The following is a 20,640-nucleotide window of genomic DNA, read 5'->3' on the forward strand; positions in this document are numbered from 1 at the left end:
CAACGATGGCAGAAAACCAGAACCCCGCCGTCACGGCACCGGCCGTGATCGAACTGCGCGGCGTCTCCAAGATGTTCCGTACCGCCAGCCGCAGCGACCGCGCCGTGCTGGAAGGCGTCGACCTGACGCTGCGCGAAGGCGAAATCGTGGCCATGCTCGGCAAATCGGGCTCGGGCAAGTCGACGCTGTTGCGCATCATGGCCGGGCTGGTCGGCGCCGACCGCGGCGACGTGCAGTTCCGCGGCAGCCGCCTGAACGGCACGGCCGAAGGCATCGCCATGGTCTTCCAGTCGTTCGCGCTGTTCCCGTGGCTCACGGTGCAGCAGAACGTGGAACTCGGGCTCGAAGCCCAGGGCGTGGCCAAGGCCGAGCGCGCGCGCCGCGCGGAAGCGGCCATCGACATGATCGGGCTGTCCGGCTTCAATGGCGCGCTGCCGCGCGAGCTGTCCGGCGGCATGCGCCAGCGCGTAGGCATCGCGCGCGCGCTCGTGACGCAGCCCGACCTGCTGCTGATGGACGAGGCGTTTTCCGCGCTCGACGTGCTCACCGGCGAAACCCTGCGCGACGAAATGCTGGACCTGTGGGAGAGCGGCCGCGCCAATATCCGCAGCATCCTGATCGTTTCGCACAATATCGAGGAAGCGGTGATGATGGCCGACCGCATCGTCATCCTGTCGAGCGATCCGGGCCGCATCCGCGCCGAAGTGCGCGTGCCGTTCCCGCGACCGCGCAACCGCGACGCCGCCCAGGTGCGCGCGCTGATCGACGAGGTCTACATGCTGATGACCTCGCCCGCGGCGCCCGAGCCGCGCGTGCCGGCACTGGCGCCCTCGCGCCAGATCGGCTACCGGCTGCCGGACGTGGACATCAGCCAGATGGACGCCATCCTGGACCTGCTGTCGGAACCCCCGTTCAATGGCCGCGCGGACCTGCCGCACCTGGCCGACGAGGCCGGGCTGACCGACGACGACCTGCTGCCGGCCTGCGAAGCCTTGCAACTGTTGCAGCTCGCGCATATCGAGCGCGGCGACATCACCACCACCGGGACCGGCCGCGAATACTACGCGGCCGAGCCGAACGAGCGCAAGGCCATGTTCGGCCGGCAATTGCTGGGGCATGTCGCACTGGCCACGCATATCCGGCGCGAACTGGAAGCGTCGGAAGACGGCGAAGTCGGCGAAGAGCAGGTGCTGCGCGAGCTGGAAGCGTTCCTCAAGCCCGAGGAAGCGGAGCGCGTGCTGTCCGTGGCGATCGACTGGGGGCGCCATGGCGAGGTGTATGAGTACAGCTATAACAGCGGGATGCTGACGTTGCCGAGGGAGGAGCAGGAGGAAACGGGACAGGCGGGGGCATAGAGCCCCAAGCTTGCCGAGGCCAATGCTCCCCTCTCCCATTTATGGGAGAGGGGAGAAAACCAGCGGTGCACCAGCTCCTGCGCCCCGGTCAGTCCCGCATCCGCATCGCCCGTCCGATCGCGCCCGTGCGCAGCGCGATCTTGGCGGCATCCTCGCGCAGCGCGCGTAGCCGGCGTTCGAGCACCGCGTTGGCGGGGCGCCCCGTGGAGCTGGCCGTCGGGCCGGCTTCGTGGACGGACTCCCTTGCCGTCGCGGCATGCGCGAGCTCATCGGCGCGGCGCCGGTCGGCGGAATCGGCCAGCCGCGCACGCCGGTCATCGGCGTGTTCGGGCGGCGGCCCTTCCGGCAGCGAGTCTTCCAGCGACGCGCCGGCGGCACTGGCCACCGGCTCGGCGGCGCGGATAAAGCCGGCGCCGCGGCTACCCGTGCGGTCGTCCGCCGCCAGCCGTTCGACGGCCAGCTGCAGGCTGCGGCTGGCTGCCTCCGTCGCCTGTTCGATCGCGGCTTCCGCCGCGGGAATATCGAGTTCTTCGTAGTGCTGCCGTACCTGGATACGCGCCGCCGCCACATGCGCCGCCACCAGGTAGTTCTGCACGATGAAGCGGTTCAGGTTGTCCACGGCACGGTGCCGGCTCTTGGGCTCGTCGAGCATGCGCTGGAACGAGCCGATCAGTGCCGACAGCGCATCCATGAACTGCTTGCGCTGCACGCGGTAGGCAAAGTCGTCCTTGGCCCGGCGCAGCAGCAGGTCCCGTGTGGCGACGATGTAGCGGCGGTTGGCCTGCAGCACGTTCTCCACCAGCTTGGGAATGGCGCGATATTCCCAGCTTGGCAGCACAAAGCTGAACAGCGAGGCAATGATGCCGCCGATCACCGTATCCACCAGCCGCTCGCCCGCGGCATTCTGCGTGCTCGGCATCAGCAGGTTGATCTGGATAAGCACCTGCACGCACGCCGCGATGGCCGTATAGCGGTACTTGATGGTGACGAACGCCGCGCTGGCCACCAGCGCCAGGAACAGGAAACCGAGCAGGATCAGCGGCTCGTGGAACACCTTCAGGATGCCCACCGAGATGATGCAGCCGATCAGCGTGCCGATCACGCGGTCGTTGTAGCGCTGCTTGGTCATGCTGAAGTTGGGCTTCAGGATGACGATGATGGTCAGCAGGATCCAGTAGCCGTGCGAGGCGTACGGCACGTGGTCCGCGATCCACAGGCCGAGCGCCACCGCCATCGAGATGCGCAGCGCGAAGCGGAACGCGGGCGCGCGCCACCTGAGGTTGTCGCGCAGCACGCCGAGTTCGTATTTCTGGCGCGTGAGGAACGGCGTCATGTCCGCGCCAGGCAGCACCTTCGCAGGCTCAACGGGCGTGCGCGACGCCTCGTGCAGCTGCCCGACCAGCGTGATGGCGCCACGGATCATGTCCAGGGTATCCACCAGCGCCGTCATGGCTGCGGGCGGGATATGGTGGTGGCGCAGCTGGGCAATCTCGGCCTCGACCGCGTGCAGTCCCTCGCGATAATCCACCGCGGCATAGGACGGGCGCCCGCGCGTGACCTCGTAGGCGATTTCCTCCACGTCCTCGCACATCAGCATCACCAGCTTGCGCAGGTGGTCCAGCACCGGCGTGCTGCCGAAGGTCCGGCGCAGCAGCGGATAGTCGGTGTTGGTCGAAAGGATGTACTCGTACAGGTCCAGCATGCGCAGGTGCACCTGCACCAGCAGCCCGTCGTGCGGCGTGCGGTTGCCGCGCAGCACCAGGTCGCGCGCGGCCTGCTGGCGCTCGGCCACGACGATCTGCTGGCGCACCAGCTGGTTGAACTGCGCCTCGTAGTCGTTGCCGGCGTCGTAGAAGCGGGCCTTGACCTCCAGATAGCTGGCCATCTCGTACAGCGACTCGGCCAGGATCTGCTGCTTGGTCCGGCGCTCGTTGACCCAGCTCACGAGCATGGCGTACGCCAGGTAGGCCACCGCGCCGACGACGAACAGCGCCGTATGCTCCAGCGCGCGGCGCACCACGAAGTCCTCGTTGATGGTCAGCGTCATCACGAACAGCGTGGAGAACTGCAGCGGCAGCGTCTTGTTGCCGTACACCGTCATCATGCCGGCCATGAAGGTAACCAGCACCAGCACGAACGGCATCACGCGCGGAAACGGCGTGGTCAGCGCCACCAGCAGCGTGACGGCGCCGCACAGCAGCACGCTGGCCAGCATCTCGTTGAACTTGTGGTTCAGCGGGCTGGGCAGGTCCATCAGGCTGGTGCACAGCGCACCCATCGACACCACCATCGCGGTAGGCAGGTCGGCGAACTGCAGGGCGATCAGCGTGGCGCCGATCACGCCCGTGGCCGAACGCAGGCCACGGTAGACATAGTGCGAATAGACGAAGGTGCGGGGGTCGTGCGCGTATTGCATGGACGCGTGGCTGGGTCAGGCTGACGGAGAGGCGATCGGGAACGCGGACTTCAGCGGCCCAGCCAGCGCGTGCGCGCGGCGTGGCGCCCGCCTTCCAGGCTCAGCTTGTGCTGCGTCGCGGGCTCGCGCGCGAGCGTCAGCGGCAGCACCAGCAGCTCGTCGCGCCGGAACACATGCAGCGTGACCGGGTCCGTGGCACGGTAGCGCGCCAGCAGCTTGTCGAGCTGGCCGGGCGCGACGCGCAGGCCGTCGACCGCGGCCAGCAAATCGCCCGCGGACACGCCGCCGGCCTGCGCCGCGCCGCCGTCGAGCACCTGCGTCACGCGCACCCAGCCATCGTCGGTCTTGGTCTTGATGCCGAGCGCCGCGGTGCGGCTCGCCTTCGGCGTCTCGGCCTTGACGCCGAAGCGCCTGAACAGCGGCGCCAGCGGCAGTTCGCCGGTGCCTTCGGTCAGCGAGCGCAGCAGCGGCCCCAGGCGCAGGCCCGTGACCTCGTCGAACAGCGCGTGGACCTCGGCCTCGGTGACACCACGCTGCACCGCCTCCGGCGCATAGAAATCGCGCCCGTAGCGCTGCCACAGTGCGCGCATCACGTCATCGAGCGAGCGCCGGCCGCCGGTCTTGTCGCGGATGGTCAGGTCCAGCGTCAGCGCTACCAGCGAACCCTTGGTGTAATAGCTGACGATGGCATTCGGTGCGTTCTCGTCCTGACGGTAATACTTGGTCCACGCATCGAACGAGCTATCGGCCACGCTCTGCTTGGTGCGGCCATTGCCGCGCAGCACGCCGTTCCAGGTCTTGGCAAGCATCTCGACGTACTGCGTGTCGGTCACGCAGCCCGAGCGCACCAGCACCAGATCGTCGTAGTAGCTGGTGAAGCCCTCGAACAGCCACAGCAGCGGCGTGTAGGTTTCCTCCTGCAGCCGGTACGGCACGAACGCGGCGGGCTTGATGCGCTTGACGTTCCAGGTGTGGAAATACTCGTGGCTGCACAGGCCCAGGAAGGTGCGGTAGCCCTCGCTGGTCTCGCTGTCGCCGCGCACCGGCAGGTCCGAGCGCGCGCACATCAGCGCGGTGCTGGCGCGATGCTCGAGGCCACCGTAGCCGTCCGTGGTCACCATCGTCATGAAGACGTAGCGGCGATTGCTGTCGAGGAACGGCGCGCGCGCGCTGCGCGGTTCGAACAGGCGGATCTGCGCTTCGCAGATGCGCTTGAGGTCGCGGCAGACGCGCTCGATGTCGAGCTGCGGCACGCGGCCCGTGAACACCACGTCATGCTGGGCGCCGCATGCGCGGAAGCTGGCCAGCCGGAACTCGCCCATTTCGACTGGATGGTCGACCAGTTCGTCGTAGTCGGCGACCTGGTAGCGGCCGAAGCCATAGCGCTTCGCGCCCTCGCGGCCCGGGGCCTCGCGCATCGCGGTGGCCACGCGCCAGTTGCGGTAGGCATCGCCGGCGGGTGCGTGGATATCCACGGTGCAGGGCTGGTCCTGTTGCCCGTCCACGCACAGGAACACCGAACTGCCATTGAAGAAGCCGTGGGTGGTGTCGAGATGCGCGGCGCGCACCGACAGGTCCCAGGCATAGACTTCGTAGCTCAGCGTAAGGGCACCGGCCGCTGCGTCGACCGGCGCAGCCTGCCAGCTCTGCTTGTCGAGCTTGGTCAGCGCCACCGGCTTGCCGCCCGCATCGGCGCGGATGCGCACGATATGGCGGGCAAAGTCGCGGACCATGTAGCTGCCCGGAATCCAGGCCGGCAGGAAGAAGCGCTGGCCGGCGGGATCGGGCGAAGTCACCGTGACGGTGACGGCGAAGAGATGTGCTTCGGGGTGAAGCGGGGCGATGGCATAGCGGATCGGCGTCATGGGCATGATTGTAGCGTTCGTCATTCGGCGCGATCCGCCGAGGCTGTCGCACGCAGGCGCGTGCGATCAGTTCGCGCTCAGGTGCGGTTGACGTTGACCACTGTGCGTCCGCGCAGACCGCCTTCGACGATGCTGCGGCCGGCCTCGACAGCCTCGCCCAGCCCGATCTCGCGCGTGATCGCGTTGAGGCGATCAGGCTCCAGGTCCGTCGCCAGCCGCGCCCAGGCCTGCTCGCGCAAGGCCATCGCCGCCATGACGCTGTCGATGCCGGCCAGCGTCACGCCGCGCAGGATGAACGGCGCCACGGACGCAGGGAAATCCATGCCCTGCGCCAGCCCGCATGCCGTGACCACACCGCCGTAGCGCACCTGCGCGCAGGCGTTGACCAGCGTGTGCGAGCCGACCGCATCCACCACCGCCGCCCAGCGTTCCTTCTGCAGCGGCTTGCCCGGCGCGGACAGTTCCGCGCGATCGATCACCTCCGCCGCGCCGAGCGCCTTGAGGAAATCGGCCTCGTCGCGCTTGCCGGTGGAAGCCACCACGCGATAGCCGAGCTTGCCGAGGATCGCGATCGCCACCGTGCCCACGCCACCGGAAGCGCCGGTGACCAGCACCTCGCCATCCCCCGGACGCACCGGTCCATTGACACCGCCACGCTCCAGCCCGAGCACCGACAGCATCGCGGTGTAGCCTGCCGTGCCGATCGCCATCGCCTGCCGCGTGGTGAAGGCATCGGGCAGGCGCACCAGCCAGTCGCCCTTCAGGCGCGCGCGCTGCGCCAGGCAACCCCAGTGCGTCTCGCCGACGCCATAGCCGTTCAGGATGACCTTGTCACCGGCCTTCCAGCGCGGATGCGAGGACTCCAGCACCGTGCCGGCGCCGTCGATGCCGGCTACCATCGGCCACTTGCGCACCACCGGCACTTTTCCGGTGATGGCCAGCCCGTCCTTGAAGTTGATCGTGGAATAGTCGACCGCGACCAGCACGTCGCCGTCGGCGGGCAACTGTGCCTCATCCAGCGTGGCGATATTGGCCTGGGTCGCACCGTCGGCCTGGGTCAGCAGCAATGCCTGGAACGTCATGGAAGTCTCCTGTTCCGCCCTGCCGGGCGCTCTGTCTCGATGGGAGGATCCGGGGAAGATCCGGAATGCAAAACGGCCGGACTCGGTCCGGCCGTTGCTCGGGCCGGGACACCGGCCGCGCCTTACTTCTTGACGCTGGCGAGCTTGCGTTCGAGCGTGCCGGCATCGGCCGCGCCCGGAATGCGCGTGCCGTCCATGAAGAACACAGCCGGCGTGCCGGTGATGTTCAGGCTCTGGCCGAGCGCGAGGTTGTCATCGACCGGCGTCTTGCAGCTGCCGTTGCCGGTCAGCGCGACCTTGTTGAGCATCCAGTCGCGCCAGGCCTTGGTGCGGTCGGCGGAGCACCAGACCTGCTTCGCCTTGGTCGAGGAATCCGGCGACAGCACGGGGTACAGGAAGGTGTAGACCGTGATGTTGTCCATCTGCTGGAAGGTTTGCTCGATGCGCTTGCAGTAACCGCAGTTCGGGTCCGAGAACACGGCGACCTGGCGACTGCCGTCACCCTTGGTCCACTTGATGGCGCGCGCCAGCGGCAGGTCGGACCACTTGATGCGGTTGATGTCCGCCATGCGCTCTTCGGTCAGGTTGGTGCCGGTCTTGGTATCGATCAGCTCGCCATTGATAACGTAGCGGCCCGTTGCGTCGGTGTAGACCACCTGCCCGCCGACGTTGACCTCGAACAGCCCTGGCACCGGGCTTTTGGTCACGCTCTTCACCTCGGCGCGGCCGCCCAGCATTTTCTGCAGGGATTCCTTGATGCGATCGGTGCCGGGTTCGCCCGCCGCCATGGCGTGCATGGCAAAGCCTGCTGCCGCGAGACCGCCGGCAATGGCAGTGGTCCAGGCGGGGTGGCGGCGCATGAGTTGGAACATATCGACTCCAGTATTCGGTCAGGGTCCGGGCACCCGGCGTCAGCCGAGCGCCCGTTCAATCAGGAAGCGCTTGAGCAGCGACTGCCGGCCCACGGTGCGGATGCCGGTATTGCGCACCACGCGCGCCACGCTGCCGGGCAGCGAGAACAGCCGGTGCAGGCCGTCGGTCGCGGCGGTCAGCGACAGCAGGTCGGTGGCGCGTGCCCGTTCGTAGCGGCGCAGCAGGCGCAGGTCGCCCTCGCTGCGGAAAGGTTCTTTGGCGGCCATGACCTTGCCGAGTTCCGCAACATCGCGCAACCCGAGGTTCATGCCCTGCCCGGCCAGCGGATGCACCACGTGCGCGGCATCGCCCACCAGCGCCAGATGCGGCTGCACGAACTGTTCCGCGCGTTGCAGCACCAGCGGGAACCCCTGCGCCGGCGTTACGCAGCGCAGCTTGCCGAAACGGCTGCCGACCGCGCCGGCGGCCGCCTGCATCACCGTGGCGGCAAGCGCCTCGGGCGGCAGTGCGACCAATTCGTGCGCGTGGGCCTCGTCGGCCGACCAGACCATCGAGACGCGCGAGCCCGGCAGCGGCAGGATGGCCAGGATCTCGCCGTTGGCGGCTTCTTCGTCCGCCATGAGCTTTTCGGGCGCGCCCGTGAACCATTGCCAGGCCGTATCGTGATGCGGCCGTTCGCACTCGAAGTTCGCCACCACGCCAAGCTGGCGATAACGCCGCGTGGTCACGCCGATATGGCACTGCTGGCGCACCCAGGACCGCGCGCCGTCGGCGCCGACCACACAGGCCGCGCGGATCTTCGCGCCGCCGGACAGCGTAAGCGTGGCGCCGCCGGCATCGCGCTCGAAGCCCGCGGCGGTATCGTCATGCCAGTGGACCTGATGCTGGAAGCCAAGCGCGGTATCGAGCGCGCGTTCCACCAGGCCGGATTCGACGATCCACGCCAGTTGCGGCACCGCGGCGGCATAGGCGGAGAAATGCAGGTCGCCGTCGAGGCTGGGGGACGTTTCAGAGGCGCTGGCATCGCCGCACACGCGCATGTCGCGCACCGGCTGGATACGGGCCGGGTCGAGCGCCTCCCAGACCCGCATGCGCTCCAGCAGCGCCTGCGAACTCGCGGAAAACGCATAGATGCGGCTGTCCCAGTCGTCGGGACCGGCCGGCGCGCGCGCACGCGCGGGACGCGGCGCGACCAGGGCCACGTTCATGCCCTGCTGCGCCAGCAGCAAGGCGCAGGACTTGCCCACGATGCCGCCGCCGACAACGGCGATCTGGAAAGCTGACGAATTACGCACGGACGCATTGGATCGGGTCATGGCTGGATTATAGCCACGTCCCCCCGCAGCCCCGGCTCGGCAGGGCCGGCAGGGCAGGGCGTGGGGGCCCCATCCGCTAGAATATGGGTTTTGCAATTTCCCGCCAGACACCATGAGCCTCAAATGCGGCATCGTCGGCCTGCCCAACGTCGGCAAGTCCACGCTGTTCAACGCCCTGACCAAGGCCGGCATCGCCGCCGAGAACTATCCGTTCTGCACCATCGAGCCCAATGTGGGCGTGGTGGAAGTGCCGGATCCGAGGCTTGCCAAGCTCGCCGAGATCGTCAAGCCCGAGCGCATCCTGCCGGCCACGGTCGAATTCGTGGATATCGCCGGCCTGGTGGCAGGCGCATCCAAGGGTGAAGGGCTGGGCAACCAGTTCCTGGCCAACATCCGCGAAACCGACGCCATCACGCACGTCGTGCGCTGCTTCGAAGATGACAATGTGATCCACGTGGCCGGCAAGGTCGACCCGCTGTCGGACATCGAAGTGATCAACACCGAACTGGCGCTGGCTGACCTGGGCACCGTCGAAAAGGCCCTGGCCCGCTACATCAAGCCGGCCCGTGCTGGCGACAAGGAAGCGCTGCGCCTGGTGGCTGTGCTGGAAAAGGCACAAGCCGTGCTCGACCAGGCCAAGGCCGTGCGCACGCTGGACCTGGCCCCGGAAGAGTGGGAAGCCATCCGCCCGTTCTGCCTGATCACCGCCAAGCCCACCATGTACGTGGCCAACGTTCGTGAAGACGGCTTCGAGAACAACCCGCACCTGGATGCCGTGCGCGAATACGCCAAGACGACCAATTCCCCGGTCGTGGCGGTCTGCGCCGCCATCGAGGCCGAAATCGCCGACCTGGACGACGCCGACAAGGCCGAATTCCTGGCCGACCTGGGCATGGAAGAGCCGGGCCTGGACCGCGTGATCCGTGCCGGCTTCACGCTGCTGGGCCTGCAGACCTACTTCACCGCTGGCGTGAAGGAAGTCCGCGCCTGGACTATCCACGTGGGCGACACCGCCCCGCAGGCCGCAGGCGTGATCCACACCGACTTCGAACGCGGCTTTATTCGCGCTCAGACCATTGCCTATGACGACTACATCGCCTTCAAGGGCGAGACCGGCGCCAAGGAAGCGGGCAAGATGCGAGCGGAAGGCAAGGAGTATGTGGTGAAGGATGGGGATGTGATGAACTTCCTGTTCAACGTCTGACGCCAAAGTTGTTATTTCGGGATGTCTCACGACATTTCGAGACCAACTTGAAAGCCCGGCAACTGCCGGGCTTTTTTCTTCCTCACGGCTGCGGGCGACGGTTGAACACCGCACGGCCAACTCGCCTCCGCCAATTGCCGGCGCGCTGCCGCGCGTAGGATACGCCCACCCAACGTGGCGTCCACACTTGCGCACTCCCTTCCCAAAAGTTCGGAAATTTCAGTGCTGCTTTTGGGAAGCATCTCACTTCCACTTCCTCGGGCATTGTCCACTAGCGCAGATGATGCGGCCAACGATCCCGCTCGTCTATTTACAGCATGGACATCAGAACATTGGCCATCAAAAATTCACAAAAAATACTTGCTAAAACCTATTCCCCGGAGAATAGCGATTGATGAACAGGGTGACACTGATCTGAAACAGGGTCGACAAATAGGACTATCATGCCTGTAGAACTAAATGCATTCAGCGGCGTCTTAGGTCTCGTACTGACCTCTGCTGTGTTGATCGCAGTTCCAGGCCCGAGCATCATGTTTCTAGTCGGGCAAACCATAGCAGTGGGACGAAGGAATGCGTTGCGGGGTGTGATCGGCAATGCGATCGGAACCTATTGTGTTGCAGTGATCGTAGCGATTGGCATCGGCTCGCTGCTTGTGCGCTCCGCCCATGCTTTGATTTTCATTCGGCTGCTGGGCGCCGTGGTTTTACTGGGCATCGGCTTTCAATATTTATTCCTTTCCAGGCCAACGCTGCCAGAAGGGGAAAATAACCCAAAAAAGAGCCGGCAATCGTTGGTTGCCGGAATCATCGTTGGCTCGACCAATCCGAAAGCGCTGATCATGTTTGGCTCGATCGTCCCGAGCTTCATGAGCGACGGCGCAGACAGCCCCATTCTCAACTTGCTGGGCTTTTCACTGATCCCAATTGGTCTGGGACTAGTCATAGATGCGGCGTGGGTCGCCGCTGCTCATGCCGCGAGTGCGAGCGCAATATTCAGCGGGAGGAAGCTAAGGCTCTTCAATATCATTGGAGGGGGGCTGATGATTTCGATGGCCATTCTGTTGGCAGCCGAGGCCCTGCATTGACGATTGCATTCCATTTGATGTGGGGGACCGGGAGCTTCACAACCTCTCCATCCCCTCCCCGCTCAACCCCACCAGCAACGCCTGCCCGCTTCCATCCACCCGGAACTCCCCGTAGCGCGCCTTCTCGAAGCGCCCGCCCTGACCTTCCTGGAAGAAATAAGCATCGGTCGAAACCTGCACCTGCAGACCGCCCCACCGCGACTCGACCGTCTGGAAGCGAAGCAGCCGTTCGCCGGATGCCAGCGGCTCATCCCCGTGCAAGCGGACGAAGGAAGCCACGCCGTTTGCATCGAGCCGGATGACGGCGACGCCGTCGCGCCGCTGCTGCTGGGGCTGCTGCGCCTCACGGATGGGAGCGCCGATGGCGAAGTTCAGGGCCATGTAGTCGCCCTGCATTAGCGAGCGCGGGTCGACCGGTGCCAGGCGGAGATAGACGGTGTCCCCTCGCACCAGCAGCTTCTCCTTGGCCGCGATACCCACCGCGGCCAAGGCCAGCGTCAACGCCCAGGCAATCGTGATCCAGCGTTTCATGCGATCTCCTTTGCGGGCACGGCATGCAGCAGCCAGTGACGCAACGCAATCAGGATGACGCCGGCCGCGGCCAGCGTGATGGACTTGGCCAGCAGCGTCCAGTGCAGCGAGCTGTAGTACCAGATGAAGCCGATGGCGATGGCGGCGATGCCAAGGCCCAGCCACGGCAGCGAATCTCGCCGCAGTGCCAGTCCGAGCGCCAGCGCACCGGCCGCCACGGCGGGCGCAGCGGCCATCAGGACACTGAATGCCGCAGTCCCGGCGAGCACGGCGACGACAGCCGGAAAGGAAAGTGCCAGACGCCGGCACTCCAGCAACGCAAAGCCGACCAGCACCACGCCGACCAGCATGCCCGGCAGCCAGCGCGCCCTCGCAAACAGCGGCACGGATTCCTGGAGTTGGAGCCAGGCCAGCGGATGGGTGGCGCCTGTCACTACCAGCGCCGCGCCCAGTGCGAACAGGAGTGTGGCGTCGATCGCGGGCTCAAACGCGCCGTGCCGGCCTGCGGCGCACAGGCGCTCCTCGGCGGTCATGAACCACACCACCAGCGCGCATGCGGCCGGCGCCAGCCAGCCCAGCGACCACGGAATGGCCAGCCATGCGTGGCGCTCCGAAACCGTCAGTGCGATATGCACGGCGACCGCCAGTCCGATCCACACGCCCAGCGCGGCCAGAAAGCGGTGCAGCCGGTTCCGCACCAGCGCGTACAGCGCCGCCTCGAACGCGGCCAGGCCGAGCCAAAAGGCGGCCGTCTCGATCAGCCGCGCGCCGCCGAGCGACTCGGCGACGCCATAGATCACCATGCCCTGGCCACTGAGGCTCACGGCCAGCGCGAACTGCCCAAGCGCGATGCCTGCGCCGCCGCGCCGGTACAGCACGGCCGCCAGGACGATCAGGGCGAGGCCCGTCAACGCAATCGCGCCCGCGTTCTCGCGCACGGCGACGAACACCGCGCCGAGGAAGAACATCTGGAAGAACAGCGCGCCCAGCCACCCGGCCGCGCCCATCAGGGCACGAACGGCCCAGGGGGTGCGCACGCGGGCGACAGGGTCGCCCTGCACCTCGCCACGCGCGGCCAGCTCGCGCCACAAGGCCTGTTCGGTCTGGATGGAATGGGTCATGTCAGCTCCACGGCTTGCGAGCGGTACGCCCGCATCAGCCAGGCAGCCGCACCGGCGGCCATGCCTACGGTAATCAGGCCGAGCAGCAGGAAGGCCCCGAAATCGGCCTTGCCCTCAAGCAGCAGCCGGCCGACCGCGGCAACGATCAGGACGATGCCGGTCATACTCGCCAGGCTCAACACCACGATGTCGAAGGCGCGCTGCCGGAACCACCAGCCCAGCGCCAGCAGCGCGATGGCCGCAAGGCCGAAGGCCGACAGGTCGGGATGGTTGTCGAACAGCGAGGAAAGGCCCGCGAAGCCCGCATGAAAGCAGGCCAATGCAGCCAGGATGCGTGCTCCGGTCTGGCCCCGGAAGCCCAGCGGGGCGGCATTCGCGCAGAGCCACGCCCACAGCGCCAGCTGCAGCATGACCGCACCCAGCAACAGCAAGGTCGTGACGCGTGCATGTCGCGCATCGAACAGCAGTTCGAACATGCCGCCGACGCCGAGCCGCACGCTGAAATAGCGCAGCAGCGCGACGTTGCCGATCACGATCACCAGCCACCAGTGCGGCGCCACGCGCGCGGCAAGCGCCCATGGCACGGCCAGCAGTGTCCATAGCGCGAACAGTTGCCACGCGTCGGCCCCGGTCTGGTAGGTCTGGCCGATCACGGCCAGCAGCACGCCGGCCAGTACCTGCGCGCCGCCCAGCGCCGCACGTCCGGCCATGTCGGTGGACGGCCGGCACAGCGCAAACCCGGCAAGCAGGCTGATGGCCGCGGCCAGCACCGCGAATTTCGCGAACTTGTTCAGGTCCTGCCAGTTGAAAGCGAAGAAGACGATGACGCCGGCGCACAGCAGCACCGTGCCCAGCGCCAGCAGGCCGTGGTCCAGCCAGCGGCGCCAGTCGGCCGCCCCAGGCTCCGTGCGCGCCCACGGCCGCGCCACGCTGCCAGCTGCCAGCCTGCCTTCTGCGCGCCAGTCGGCCAGCGCCTGGCGGATGGCGCGGCGCTGGCCGGTTGCCGGTGTCGATGGGAGGGTCATGCGCGTGTCCCGGAGTAGGAATGGAATGACTCTAGCAAAGCGCCGCTGGCGCCGCACGTGGACTCGTCAAGGCGGCCTATGCCAGGGCAGTGGCTGCCGGTATCCTTTGGCCTTTCGTTCCGGACACGCCCCCATGACCCTCGGCATCCTCGCCGCGCTGCATGATGAAGTCGACAGCCTGGTCGCAGCCATGCGCCATGAAGACGCGCGCGCGACCATCCACCGTATCGGCATGCGTGACTACCACGTCGGCCACCTGCACGGGCAGGCCTGCGTGCTGGTACTGGCGCGCGTCGGCAAGGTCGCCGCAGCCGCCACCACGGCGACCCTCGTGCGCGAGTTCGGCGTAGACGAGATCGTCTTCACCGGCCTGGCCGGCGGCGTGGGCGACGGCGTGCGGGTCGGCGACATCGTCATTGCCAGCGAGACCATGCAGCACGACCTGGATGCCCGTCCGCTGTTCCCACGCCATGAGGTGCCGCTGCTGGACCGCTCGCGCTTTCCCGCCGATCCGGACCTGACCGAAGCGCTGCGCGCCGCGGCGGCCGGCTTCCTGCGCGAGGACCTGCCCACCGAGGTACCGCCCGCCGTGCGCGAGCGTTTCGGCATCGGCACGCCGTCACTGCAGTTGGGATTGATTGCCAGCGGTGACCAGTTCATCAACGCGGCCACGGCTGTCGCCGGGCTGCGCGAATGCCTGCCCGACCTGCTGGCTGTGGAGATGGAAGGCGCCGCCGTGGCCCAGGTCTGCCATGAATACGGCGTGCGGTATGCGGTCATGCGGACGATCTCTGACCGCGCCGACGATAGCGCCCATGTTGATTTTCCGGCATTCCTGAAGGACGTGGCCAGCCACTATTCGGACGGCATCCTGCGCCGCTTCCTGGCCGCGCGCGCCTGACCCGCCTTCCATTGGCGGGGATTGCGCGCCAAATCGTCAGTTCTGACCTTACCCGTGGCGGGGCCGCAACGTGCCCCAGAGCCCGACCAGCAGCGAGGCGCCCACGATCGCCGCCAGCCATCCGCTCATCTGTCCGTCGATGAACAGATGCAGCGCGCGCCCGCCATAGAAAGCCGCCGCCGCTCCCGCCATGCCCAGTACCAGCGCGGCCGGCAGGGAAACGACCTTGCCCGAGGGATGCATCTGGCGCGCGGCCAGCCCCACCAGCAATCCGACGATCAACGTGCCCAGCATCCTGACTCCCATGTGTCTCCGGAACCACAGTCCGGCGATTCCGGCGTAACGATACCGCAGCGGCGGCTTTGATCCTGTCCGGCCTGCAAGTTCCGATCCCGACGTTATAATGGCAATCGGGCCGCACTTGCTGCGGACCCCGGTACCAGTCCCCACAAATGCAACTGCTCGCGATCGGCATCAACCATACGACGGCACCAGTTTCGCTGCGCGAACGGGTGGCGTTTCCGCTTGAGCAGATCAAACCGGCACTTGGGGCACTGCAAACCCACCTGGCGGGGCGCAACGGTACCGAAGCCGCGATCCTATCCACCTGCAACCGCACCGAAATCTACTGCGCCACCGACGTCCTCAAGCCGGGCGCCGAAGGATTCGAGCATACGCTGCGGTGGCTGTCCCAGCACCACAACGTGCCGGCATCCGACCTGGCGCCGCACCTGTATTCGCTGCCGCAGTCCGAGGCCGTGCGCCATGCGTTCCGCGTCGCCAGCGGGCTCGATTCGATGGTGCTCGGTGAAACCCAGATCCTGGGCCAGCTCAAGGACGCGGTGCGCACCGCCGGCGAAGCCGGCTCGCTGGGCACCTACCTGAACCAGCTGTTCCAGCGCACTTTCGCGGTGGCCAAGGAAGTCCGCGGCCAGACCGAGATCGGCGCGCATTCGGTGTCGATGGCTGCCGCGGCCGTCCGCCTGGCGCAACGGATTTTCGAAAGCATTTCGACGCAGCGCGTGCTGTTCATCGGTGCAGGCGAGATGATCGAGTTGTGCGCCACGCACTTTGCCGCGCAGCAGCCGCGCCAGATTGTCGTGGCCAACCGCACGGTCGAACGCGGCGAAAAGCTCGCCGAACAGCTTGCCGAACAGGGCCTGACCACGCAGGCGATCCGACTGCAGGAGCTGGGCGACCGGCTCCATGAATTCGACATCGTGGTGTCCTGCACCGCCAGCTCGCTGCCGATCATCGGCCTGGGCGCGGTGGAACGCGCGGTCAAGCGCCGCAAGCACCGCCCGATCATGATGGTCGACCTGGCCGTGCCGCGTGACGTGGAACCCGAAGTCGCGCGCCTGGACGACGTCTTTCTCTATACCGTGGACGACCTCGGCGCCGTCGTGCGCGAAGGCAATGCGCTGCGCCAGGCCGCCGTGGCGCAGGCCGAGGCCATCATCGAAAGCCGCGTCCAGAACTTCATGCACTGGCTGGAAACGCGCAGCGTGGTGCCTGTCATCCGCGAACTGCAGACCGCCGGCGAATCGATCCGCCAGGCCGAACTGGACCGTGCCCGCCGCATGCTCGCGCGCGGCGACGACCCGGAGGCCGTGCTCGAAGCCCTGTCGGGCGCGCTGACGCGCAAGTTCCTGCATGGCCCGACCCATGCGCTGAACCATATGCAGGGCGAGGATCGCGAGGCGCTGGTGCGCCTGGTGCCCGGCCTGTTCCGCCACAGCAGCCACTCAGAGCGCTAGCCGCGCCAACCGCTGCGCCCGCGCGCCCTGCGCGCCGGCAATTCGCCGCCCGCGCCGATCGTAACGATCGCCGCCCGGTTCCCGCCTTGCCCACCCGGATTCCCATGAAAGCCAGCATGCTTGCCAAGCTCGACCAACTGGCCGAGCGACTCGACGAAGTCAACGCCCTGCTTGCCCGCGAAGACGCGACCGCCAAGATCGACCAATATCGCAAGCTCAGCCGCGAGCATGCCGAACTTTCGCCCGTGGCCGAGCAATATGGCCTGTATCGCCAGGCGCAGGACGACCTGGCCACCGCGCAGGCGCTGCTCGACGATCCGGAGATGAAGGATTTCGCGGCCGACGAGATCGCCAGCGCGCGCGAGCGCCTGGAGACGCTGGAAGCCAGCTTGCAGAAGCTGCTGCTGCCCAGGGACCCCAACGACGACCGCAACCTGCTGCTGGAAATCCGCGCCGGCGCCGGCGGCGAGGAAAGCGCGCTGTTCGCGGGCGACCTGCTGCGCATGTACACGCGCTTTGCCGAACGCCAGCGCTGGCAGGTGGAGATCATGAGCGAGTCCGAATCGGACCTGGGCGGCTACAAGGAAGTGATCGTGCGCATTGCCGGCGATGCCGCGTTCTCGCGCCTGAAGTTCGAATCCGGCGGCCACCGCGTGCAGCGCGTGCCGGCCACCGAGGCGCAGGGGCGCATCCATACCTCGGCCTGCACGGTGGCGGTGATGCCCGAGGCCGACGAAGTGGGCGAAGTGGAAATCAACCCGTCCGACCTGCGCATCGATACCTTCCGCGCCTCGGGCGCCGGCGGCCAGCACGTCAACAAGACCGACTCGGCGGTGCGCCTCACGCATATCCCGACCGGTATCGTGGTCGAGTGCCAGGACGACCGCAGCCAGCACCGAAACAAGGACAAGGCCATGAAGGTCCTGGCCGCGCGCATCAAGGACCAGCAGACGCGCGCCGCGCAGGCCAAGGAAGCCAGCACGCGCCGCAACCTGATCGGCACGGGCGACCGCAGCGACCGTATCCGCACGTACAACTTCCCGCAGGGGCGCGTGACCGACCACCGCATCAACCTCACGCTCTACAAGATCGACATGATCATGGACGGTGACCTGGAGGAGCTGGTCTCGGCGCTCGCTGCGGAACACCAGGCCGACCAGCTGGCAGCGCTAGGCGACGACGCCTGAGCGCCGCTTGCCCCGGCGCCACACGGCGACTTGGCAGGATCCCCGCTCAACTGCGCTCAAAGCTTTGTATCTGTTGTAAATGCTTGAAACAGCACTGGCGGCCGAAAGGGTGCTGTCTATAATCGTTTTCGACCGGCGACAGAAGAAGCTGCCGGCAACTGTCTCTCTGACGCACGGACATAAAGGACGAAATCATGAAGAAACTGCTCGCGCTGTTGATGATCACCGCGGCCATGGCCGCCTGCAGCAAGAAGGAAGAAGCGCCGGCCACGCCGAGCGCCGATAGCGCCATGCAAAGCGCAGCGGAGTCGGCCAAGGCCGCCGCTAGCGATGCCGCCGCAGCCGCCAGCAACGCCGCCGATGCCGCCAAGGCCGCGGCAAGCAACGCCGCCGCCGATGTCTCGGCTGCTGCGGACAAGGCCAAGACCGATGCTGGCAACGCCATGGAACATGCCAAGGAAGCCGCCAAGGACGCCGTCAACGAAGGCGCCGACAAGGCCAAGGACGCCGTCAATAAGTAATGACCGCTACGCGGATTCGCACCAGCCGCCAGGGTTCGGCGCTACACTGCCTCCCTAGCTGGTAGACCCGCCGAAAGCCCCGCCAGGCCAACGCCCGGCGGGGTTTTTTGTTTTCGGCCGGCGTGTTGCCGCCGGCGCTTCCGTTCCCGCATTGCCGATGTCCCCTGCCCTGTCCGGCGCCTTGCCGGCTACTCCCACCGTGCGCGAAGCGCAGACGCTCGCCGCCATGGCTGGCTTGCCCACGCTGGAAGCGCGGATGCTGCTGACGCACGTCACCGGGCTGACCCGCACCCAACTGATCACCCGTGACGGCGACACCCTGACGCTGCCCCAGCGCGATGCCTTTGCCACGCTGCTGGCGCGCCGCCTGGCCGGCGAGCCGATGGCCTACCTGATCGGCGAGCGCGAATTCTTCGGCCGCAAGTTCCGCGTGACGCCCGATGTGCTGATCCCGCGCCCTGACACGGAAATCGCCGCGGAATCGTCATTGGCGCGGCTGGCCGGCGTCCAACACCCCCGCGTGCTGGACCTTGGCACGGGTTCGGGCATCCTGGCCGTGACCATCGCGCGCGAGCGCACCGATGCCGAGGTGTGGGCGACCGACATTTCGCCGGGCGCGCTGTTGGTGGCGCAGGACAACGCCTGCGCACTCGGTGCAGACGGCATCCAGTTCCTGGTTTCGGACTGGTACGCCGCCTTGCCGCCCGGGCTGCGTTTCCACCTGATCGTCAGCAACCCGCCGTATATTGCCGAAGGCGACCCGCATCTGGTGGAGGGCGACCTGCGCTTCGAGCCAATCGACGCGCTGACCGACCACCAGGACGGCATGTCGGACCTGGCGGCGATCATCGCCGGCGCGCACGGGCGGCTGCTGCCCGGCGGCTGGCTCCTGATGGAACATGGCTACGACCAGGCCGCGGCCACGCAGGCGTTGCTGGAGCGCGCCGGGTTCACCGAAGTTTTCACCGCGCGCGACCTGGCCGGTCAGGAGCGCTGCACGGGCGGACGCCGTCCCGGAGCCGCCTAGTGGGGGCAGCCTGAAGGCTGGCGGCGAATCCGGTAAAATTTGCAGTCAGATCACCGTCGCGCGGCATCCCCGTGCGGCCTTCGACACCCGGTGGCTCCTGGAATGCAGGCGCCACCTCAACCGACAAAGCAATCATGAGTGACGTGCAACAAAAGATCGACCAGATCGTCAAGGGCAACCCGGTGGTCCTGTTCATGAAGGGCACCGCGCAGTTCCCGATGTGCGGCTTCTCCGGCCGCGCCATCCAGATCCTGAAGGCCTGCGGCGTGGATGCGCCGGCCACGGTCAACGTGCTGGAAGACGAAGGGATCCGGCAGGGCATCAAGGAATACGCCAGCTGGCCGACCATCCCGCAGCTCTACGTGAACGGCGAGTTCATCGGCGGCTCGGACATCATGATGGAGATGTACCAGAACGGCGAACTCCAGACCCTGCTCAAGGGCTGAGGATTGCCATGCCCGTGACCGGCGGCGCCGTGCCGCAACGGCTGATCGTCGCCATCACGGGCGCCACCGGCGCCATCTATGGCGTGCGCCTGCTGCAGGTGCTGCGCGAAGTGCCGACGGTGGAAACCCACCTGCTGATTTCCCCGGCGGGCGTGATGAACCTCCAGCACGAGCTGGAGATCAGCCGCGCCGACGTGGAAGCCATGGCCGATGTCGTGCACAACGTGCGCGATATCGGCGCGACCATTGCCAGCGGCTCGTTCCGGGCGCATGCCATGGTGGTGGTCCCGTGCTCGATGCGCACGCTGGCCGCCGTGGCCCACGGCCTGTCCGACAACCTCATCACGCGCGCGGCCGACGTCACGCTCAAGGAACGCCGCCGTCTGGTGCTGATGGTGCGCGAGACGCCGCTGAACCTGGCGCACCTGCGCAATATGACGGCCGTGACGGAGATGGGCGGCATCGTCTTCCCGCCCGTGCCCGGCTTCTACCAGAAGCCGCAAAGCATTGCCGAGCTGGTCGACCACACCGTGGGCCGCGTGCTCGACCTGGTCGACCTGCCGGATATCGCCCAGACCCTGGCCCCGAGCTGGCCGGGGCTGAACGGCGGCTACGGCAAGGCCGGAGACGGCGGCAACTGAGCCGCCCACCCCGGCGCCGGCTTACCAGTAGTGGCGCCGGCCGTAGTAGCCATAACCGCCATAGCCGTAGTACGGCCGCGGCGACACCACCACCGCCGGCGGGCCGACATAGACCGGCGCCGGCGCCACCGCGACGGCGGGGCCCGGGCCAGCCGGATACGGATATACCGCACACCCGCCCAGCAAGGCTGTGGCAGCGGCCGCTGCGGCCAGTCCAATCGTTACTGTTCTCATCGTTTTTTCCTTGGGGTCGCTTCCGGGCATGTGCCTGCCCTGGAAACGTTATA

20 protein-coding genes are annotated in these 20,640 nt (G+C 67.1%); 10 read left to right on the top strand and 10 right to left on the bottom strand.

The genetic code is table 11. The features are described 5' to 3' along the window. Window positions 1–5 precede the first annotated feature (5 nt). Complete coding sequence (locus ACIGJC_RS13865; protein ID WP_483709487.1) at window positions 6–1,355, top strand: ABC transporter ATP-binding protein; 1,350 nt, start codon at window positions 6–8, stop codon at window positions 1,353–1,355. Window positions 1,356–1,443: 88 nt separating this feature from the next. On the opposite strand, the gene ACIGJC_RS13870 is transcribed toward ACIGJC_RS13865, so the two are convergent. The 5 genes from ACIGJC_RS13870 to ACIGJC_RS13890 all read right to left on the bottom strand — a co-directional run bounded on the left by ACIGJC_RS13870 (window position 1,444) and on the right by ACIGJC_RS13890 (window position 8,907). Next, entirely contained in the window at window positions 1,444–3,771 is a 2,328-nt protein-coding gene (locus tag ACIGJC_RS13870; protein WP_483709488.1) for an FUSC family protein, read from the bottom strand. A gap of 50 nt (window positions 3,772–3,821) precedes the next feature. After that, window positions 3,822–5,636 (bottom strand): M61 family metallopeptidase, encoded by a 1,815-nt coding sequence (locus tag ACIGJC_RS13875; RefSeq protein ID WP_483711549.1) that lies wholly within the window; start codon window positions 5,634–5,636, stop codon window positions 3,822–3,824. Between the two features lie 77 nt (window positions 5,637–5,713). Beyond that, window positions 5,714–6,718: an acrylyl-CoA reductase (NADPH) gene (acuI, locus tag ACIGJC_RS13880; protein ID WP_483709489.1), complete on the bottom strand. Its 1,005-nt coding sequence runs from the start codon at window positions 6,716–6,718 to the stop codon at window positions 5,714–5,716. A 122-nt stretch (window positions 6,719–6,840) separates the two neighbouring features. Beyond that, window positions 6,841–7,590, bottom strand: a complete 750-nt coding sequence (locus tag ACIGJC_RS13885; RefSeq protein ID WP_483709491.1) for a DsbC family protein — start codon at window positions 7,588–7,590, stop codon at window positions 6,841–6,843. 39 nt (window positions 7,591–7,629) lie between these two features. Further along, window positions 7,630–8,907, bottom strand: coding sequence for a UbiH/UbiF family hydroxylase (locus ACIGJC_RS13890; RefSeq protein WP_483709493.1), 1,278 nt, complete (start codon window positions 8,905–8,907; stop codon window positions 7,630–7,632). Between the two features lie 112 nt (window positions 8,908–9,019). Between ACIGJC_RS13890 and ychF the strand changes: the two genes are divergently transcribed. Continuing rightward, on the top strand, window positions 9,020–10,111 hold the full coding sequence (gene ychF / locus ACIGJC_RS13895; RefSeq protein WP_483709495.1) for a redox-regulated ATPase YchF: 1,092 nt from the start codon (window positions 9,020–9,022) through the stop codon (window positions 10,109–10,111). A 443-nt stretch (window positions 10,112–10,554) separates the two neighbouring features. Then, complete coding sequence (locus tag ACIGJC_RS13900) at window positions 10,555–11,196, top strand: LysE family translocator (protein ID WP_483709497.1); 642 nt, start codon at window positions 10,555–10,557, stop codon at window positions 11,194–11,196. Window positions 11,197–11,232: 36 nt separating this feature from the next. Here ACIGJC_RS13900 and ACIGJC_RS13905 read toward each other — a convergent pair whose 3' ends face one another. The 3 genes from ACIGJC_RS13905 to ACIGJC_RS13915 are packed head-to-tail and all read right to left on the bottom strand — an operon-like array spanning window position 11,233 to window position 13,873. Further along, a complete protein-coding gene (locus ACIGJC_RS13905; protein WP_483709499.1) occupies window positions 11,233–11,727 on the bottom strand; it encodes a GDYXXLXY domain-containing protein in 495 nt (164 codons plus the stop codon). Next, window positions 11,724–12,848, bottom strand: coding sequence for a DUF4401 domain-containing protein (locus tag ACIGJC_RS13910; protein WP_483709501.1), 1,125 nt, complete (start codon window positions 12,846–12,848; stop codon window positions 11,724–11,726). The genes ACIGJC_RS13905 and ACIGJC_RS13910 overlap by 4 nt, the downstream gene beginning before the upstream one ends. Continuing rightward, window positions 12,845–13,873 (bottom strand): DUF2157 domain-containing protein, encoded by a 1,029-nt coding sequence (locus tag ACIGJC_RS13915; RefSeq protein WP_483709503.1) that lies wholly within the window; start codon window positions 13,871–13,873, stop codon window positions 12,845–12,847. Before ACIGJC_RS13915 ends, ACIGJC_RS13910 begins: the two co-directional genes overlap by 4 nt. A gap of 133 nt (window positions 13,874–14,006) precedes the next feature. Here ACIGJC_RS13915 and ACIGJC_RS13920 point away from each other — a divergent pair, with 133 nt between their 5' ends. Beyond that, entirely contained in the window at window positions 14,007–14,774 is a 768-nt protein-coding gene (locus ACIGJC_RS13920) for a 5'-methylthioadenosine/adenosylhomocysteine nucleosidase (RefSeq protein ID WP_483709505.1), read from the top strand. A 48-nt stretch (window positions 14,775–14,822) separates the two neighbouring features. Here ACIGJC_RS13920 and ACIGJC_RS13925 read toward each other — a convergent pair whose 3' ends face one another. Then, window positions 14,823–15,068 carry a hypothetical protein gene (locus tag ACIGJC_RS13925; RefSeq protein ID WP_483711550.1) on the bottom strand — a complete coding sequence of 82 codons (246 nt, stop codon included), beginning with the start codon at window positions 15,066–15,068 and terminating at the stop codon, window positions 14,823–14,825. 158 nt (window positions 15,069–15,226) lie between these two features. Between ACIGJC_RS13925 and hemA the strand changes: the two genes are divergently transcribed. The 6 genes from hemA (at window position 15,227) to ACIGJC_RS13955 (ending at window position 20,353) form a co-directional block, all read left to right on the top strand. Further along, on the top strand, window positions 15,227–16,531 hold the full coding sequence (gene hemA, locus ACIGJC_RS13930) for a glutamyl-tRNA reductase (RefSeq protein ID WP_483709507.1): 1,305 nt from the start codon (window positions 15,227–15,229) through the stop codon (window positions 16,529–16,531). A gap of 104 nt (window positions 16,532–16,635) precedes the next feature. Further along, window positions 16,636–17,718: a peptide chain release factor 1 gene (gene prfA / locus ACIGJC_RS13935; protein ID WP_483709509.1), complete on the top strand. Its 1,083-nt coding sequence runs from the start codon at window positions 16,636–16,638 to the stop codon at window positions 17,716–17,718. A gap of 194 nt (window positions 17,719–17,912) precedes the next feature. Then, the gene (locus ACIGJC_RS13940; protein WP_483709511.1) at window positions 17,913–18,239 is read left to right on the top strand and encodes a hypothetical protein; all 327 of its coding nucleotides are present in this window, start codon (window positions 17,913–17,915) and stop codon (window positions 18,237–18,239) included. 157 nt (window positions 18,240–18,396) lie between these two features. Next, entirely contained in the window at window positions 18,397–19,266 is an 870-nt protein-coding gene (gene prmC, locus ACIGJC_RS13945; RefSeq protein ID WP_483709513.1) for a peptide chain release factor N(5)-glutamine methyltransferase, read from the top strand. 134 nt (window positions 19,267–19,400) lie between these two features. Continuing rightward, window positions 19,401–19,712 (top strand): Grx4 family monothiol glutaredoxin, encoded by a 312-nt coding sequence (gene grxD / locus ACIGJC_RS13950; RefSeq protein WP_483709514.1) that lies wholly within the window; start codon window positions 19,401–19,403, stop codon window positions 19,710–19,712. Window positions 19,713–19,720: 8 nt separating this feature from the next. Further along, window positions 19,721–20,353 (top strand): UbiX family flavin prenyltransferase, encoded by a 633-nt coding sequence (locus ACIGJC_RS13955; RefSeq protein ID WP_483709516.1) that lies wholly within the window; start codon window positions 19,721–19,723, stop codon window positions 20,351–20,353. Between the two features lie 21 nt (window positions 20,354–20,374). On the opposite strand, the gene ACIGJC_RS13960 is transcribed toward ACIGJC_RS13955, so the two are convergent. Next, entirely contained in the window at window positions 20,375–20,587 is a 213-nt protein-coding gene (locus ACIGJC_RS13960) for a hypothetical protein (protein ID WP_483709518.1), read from the bottom strand. Between the last annotated feature and the right edge of the window lie 53 nt (window positions 20,588–20,640).

It is taken from the genome of Cupriavidus sp. C3SS-1 (assembly GCF_057073755.1).

Coding starts and splice junctions, on each gene's coding strand:
- ACIGJC_RS13865 (WP_483709487.1), top strand. CDS start 6: ATGGCAGAAAACCAGAACCCCGCCGTCACGGCACCGGCCGTGATCGAA.
- ACIGJC_RS13870 (WP_483709488.1), bottom strand. CDS start 3,771: ATGCAATACGCGCACGACCCCCGCACCTTCGTCTATTCGCACTATGTC.
- ACIGJC_RS13875 (WP_483711549.1), bottom strand. CDS start 5,636: ATGACGCCGATCCGCTATGCCATCGCCCCGCTTCACCCCGAAGCACAT.
- acuI (WP_483709489.1), bottom strand. CDS start 6,718: ATGACGTTCCAGGCATTGCTGCTGACCCAGGCCGACGGTGCGACCCAG.
- ACIGJC_RS13885 (WP_483709491.1), bottom strand. CDS start 7,590: ATGTTCCAACTCATGCGCCGCCACCCCGCCTGGACCACTGCCATTGCC.
- ACIGJC_RS13890 (WP_483709493.1), bottom strand. CDS start 8,907: ATGACCCGATCCAATGCGTCCGTGCGTAATTCGTCAGCTTTCCAGATC.
- ychF (WP_483709495.1), top strand. CDS start 9,020: ATGAGCCTCAAATGCGGCATCGTCGGCCTGCCCAACGTCGGCAAGTCC.
- ACIGJC_RS13900 (WP_483709497.1), top strand. CDS start 10,555: ATGCCTGTAGAACTAAATGCATTCAGCGGCGTCTTAGGTCTCGTACTG.
- ACIGJC_RS13905 (WP_483709499.1), bottom strand. CDS start 11,727: ATGAAACGCTGGATCACGATTGCCTGGGCGTTGACGCTGGCCTTGGCC.
- ACIGJC_RS13910 (WP_483709501.1), bottom strand. CDS start 12,848: ATGACCCATTCCATCCAGACCGAACAGGCCTTGTGGCGCGAGCTGGCC.
- ACIGJC_RS13915 (WP_483709503.1), bottom strand. CDS start 13,873: ATGACCCTCCCATCGACACCGGCAACCGGCCAGCGCCGCGCCATCCGC.
- ACIGJC_RS13920 (WP_483709505.1), top strand. CDS start 14,007: ATGACCCTCGGCATCCTCGCCGCGCTGCATGATGAAGTCGACAGCCTG.
- ACIGJC_RS13925 (WP_483711550.1), bottom strand. CDS start 15,068: ATGCTGGGCACGTTGATCGTCGGATTGCTGGTGGGGCTGGCCGCGCGC.
- hemA (WP_483709507.1), top strand. CDS start 15,227: ATGCAACTGCTCGCGATCGGCATCAACCATACGACGGCACCAGTTTCG.
- prfA (WP_483709509.1), top strand. CDS start 16,636: ATGAAAGCCAGCATGCTTGCCAAGCTCGACCAACTGGCCGAGCGACTC.
- ACIGJC_RS13940 (WP_483709511.1), top strand. CDS start 17,913: ATGAAGAAACTGCTCGCGCTGTTGATGATCACCGCGGCCATGGCCGCC.
- prmC (WP_483709513.1), top strand. CDS start 18,397: ATGTCCCCTGCCCTGTCCGGCGCCTTGCCGGCTACTCCCACCGTGCGC.
- grxD (WP_483709514.1), top strand. CDS start 19,401: ATGAGTGACGTGCAACAAAAGATCGACCAGATCGTCAAGGGCAACCCG.
- ACIGJC_RS13955 (WP_483709516.1), top strand. CDS start 19,721: ATGCCCGTGACCGGCGGCGCCGTGCCGCAACGGCTGATCGTCGCCATC.
- ACIGJC_RS13960 (WP_483709518.1), bottom strand. CDS start 20,587: ATGAGAACAGTAACGATTGGACTGGCCGCAGCGGCCGCTGCCACAGCC.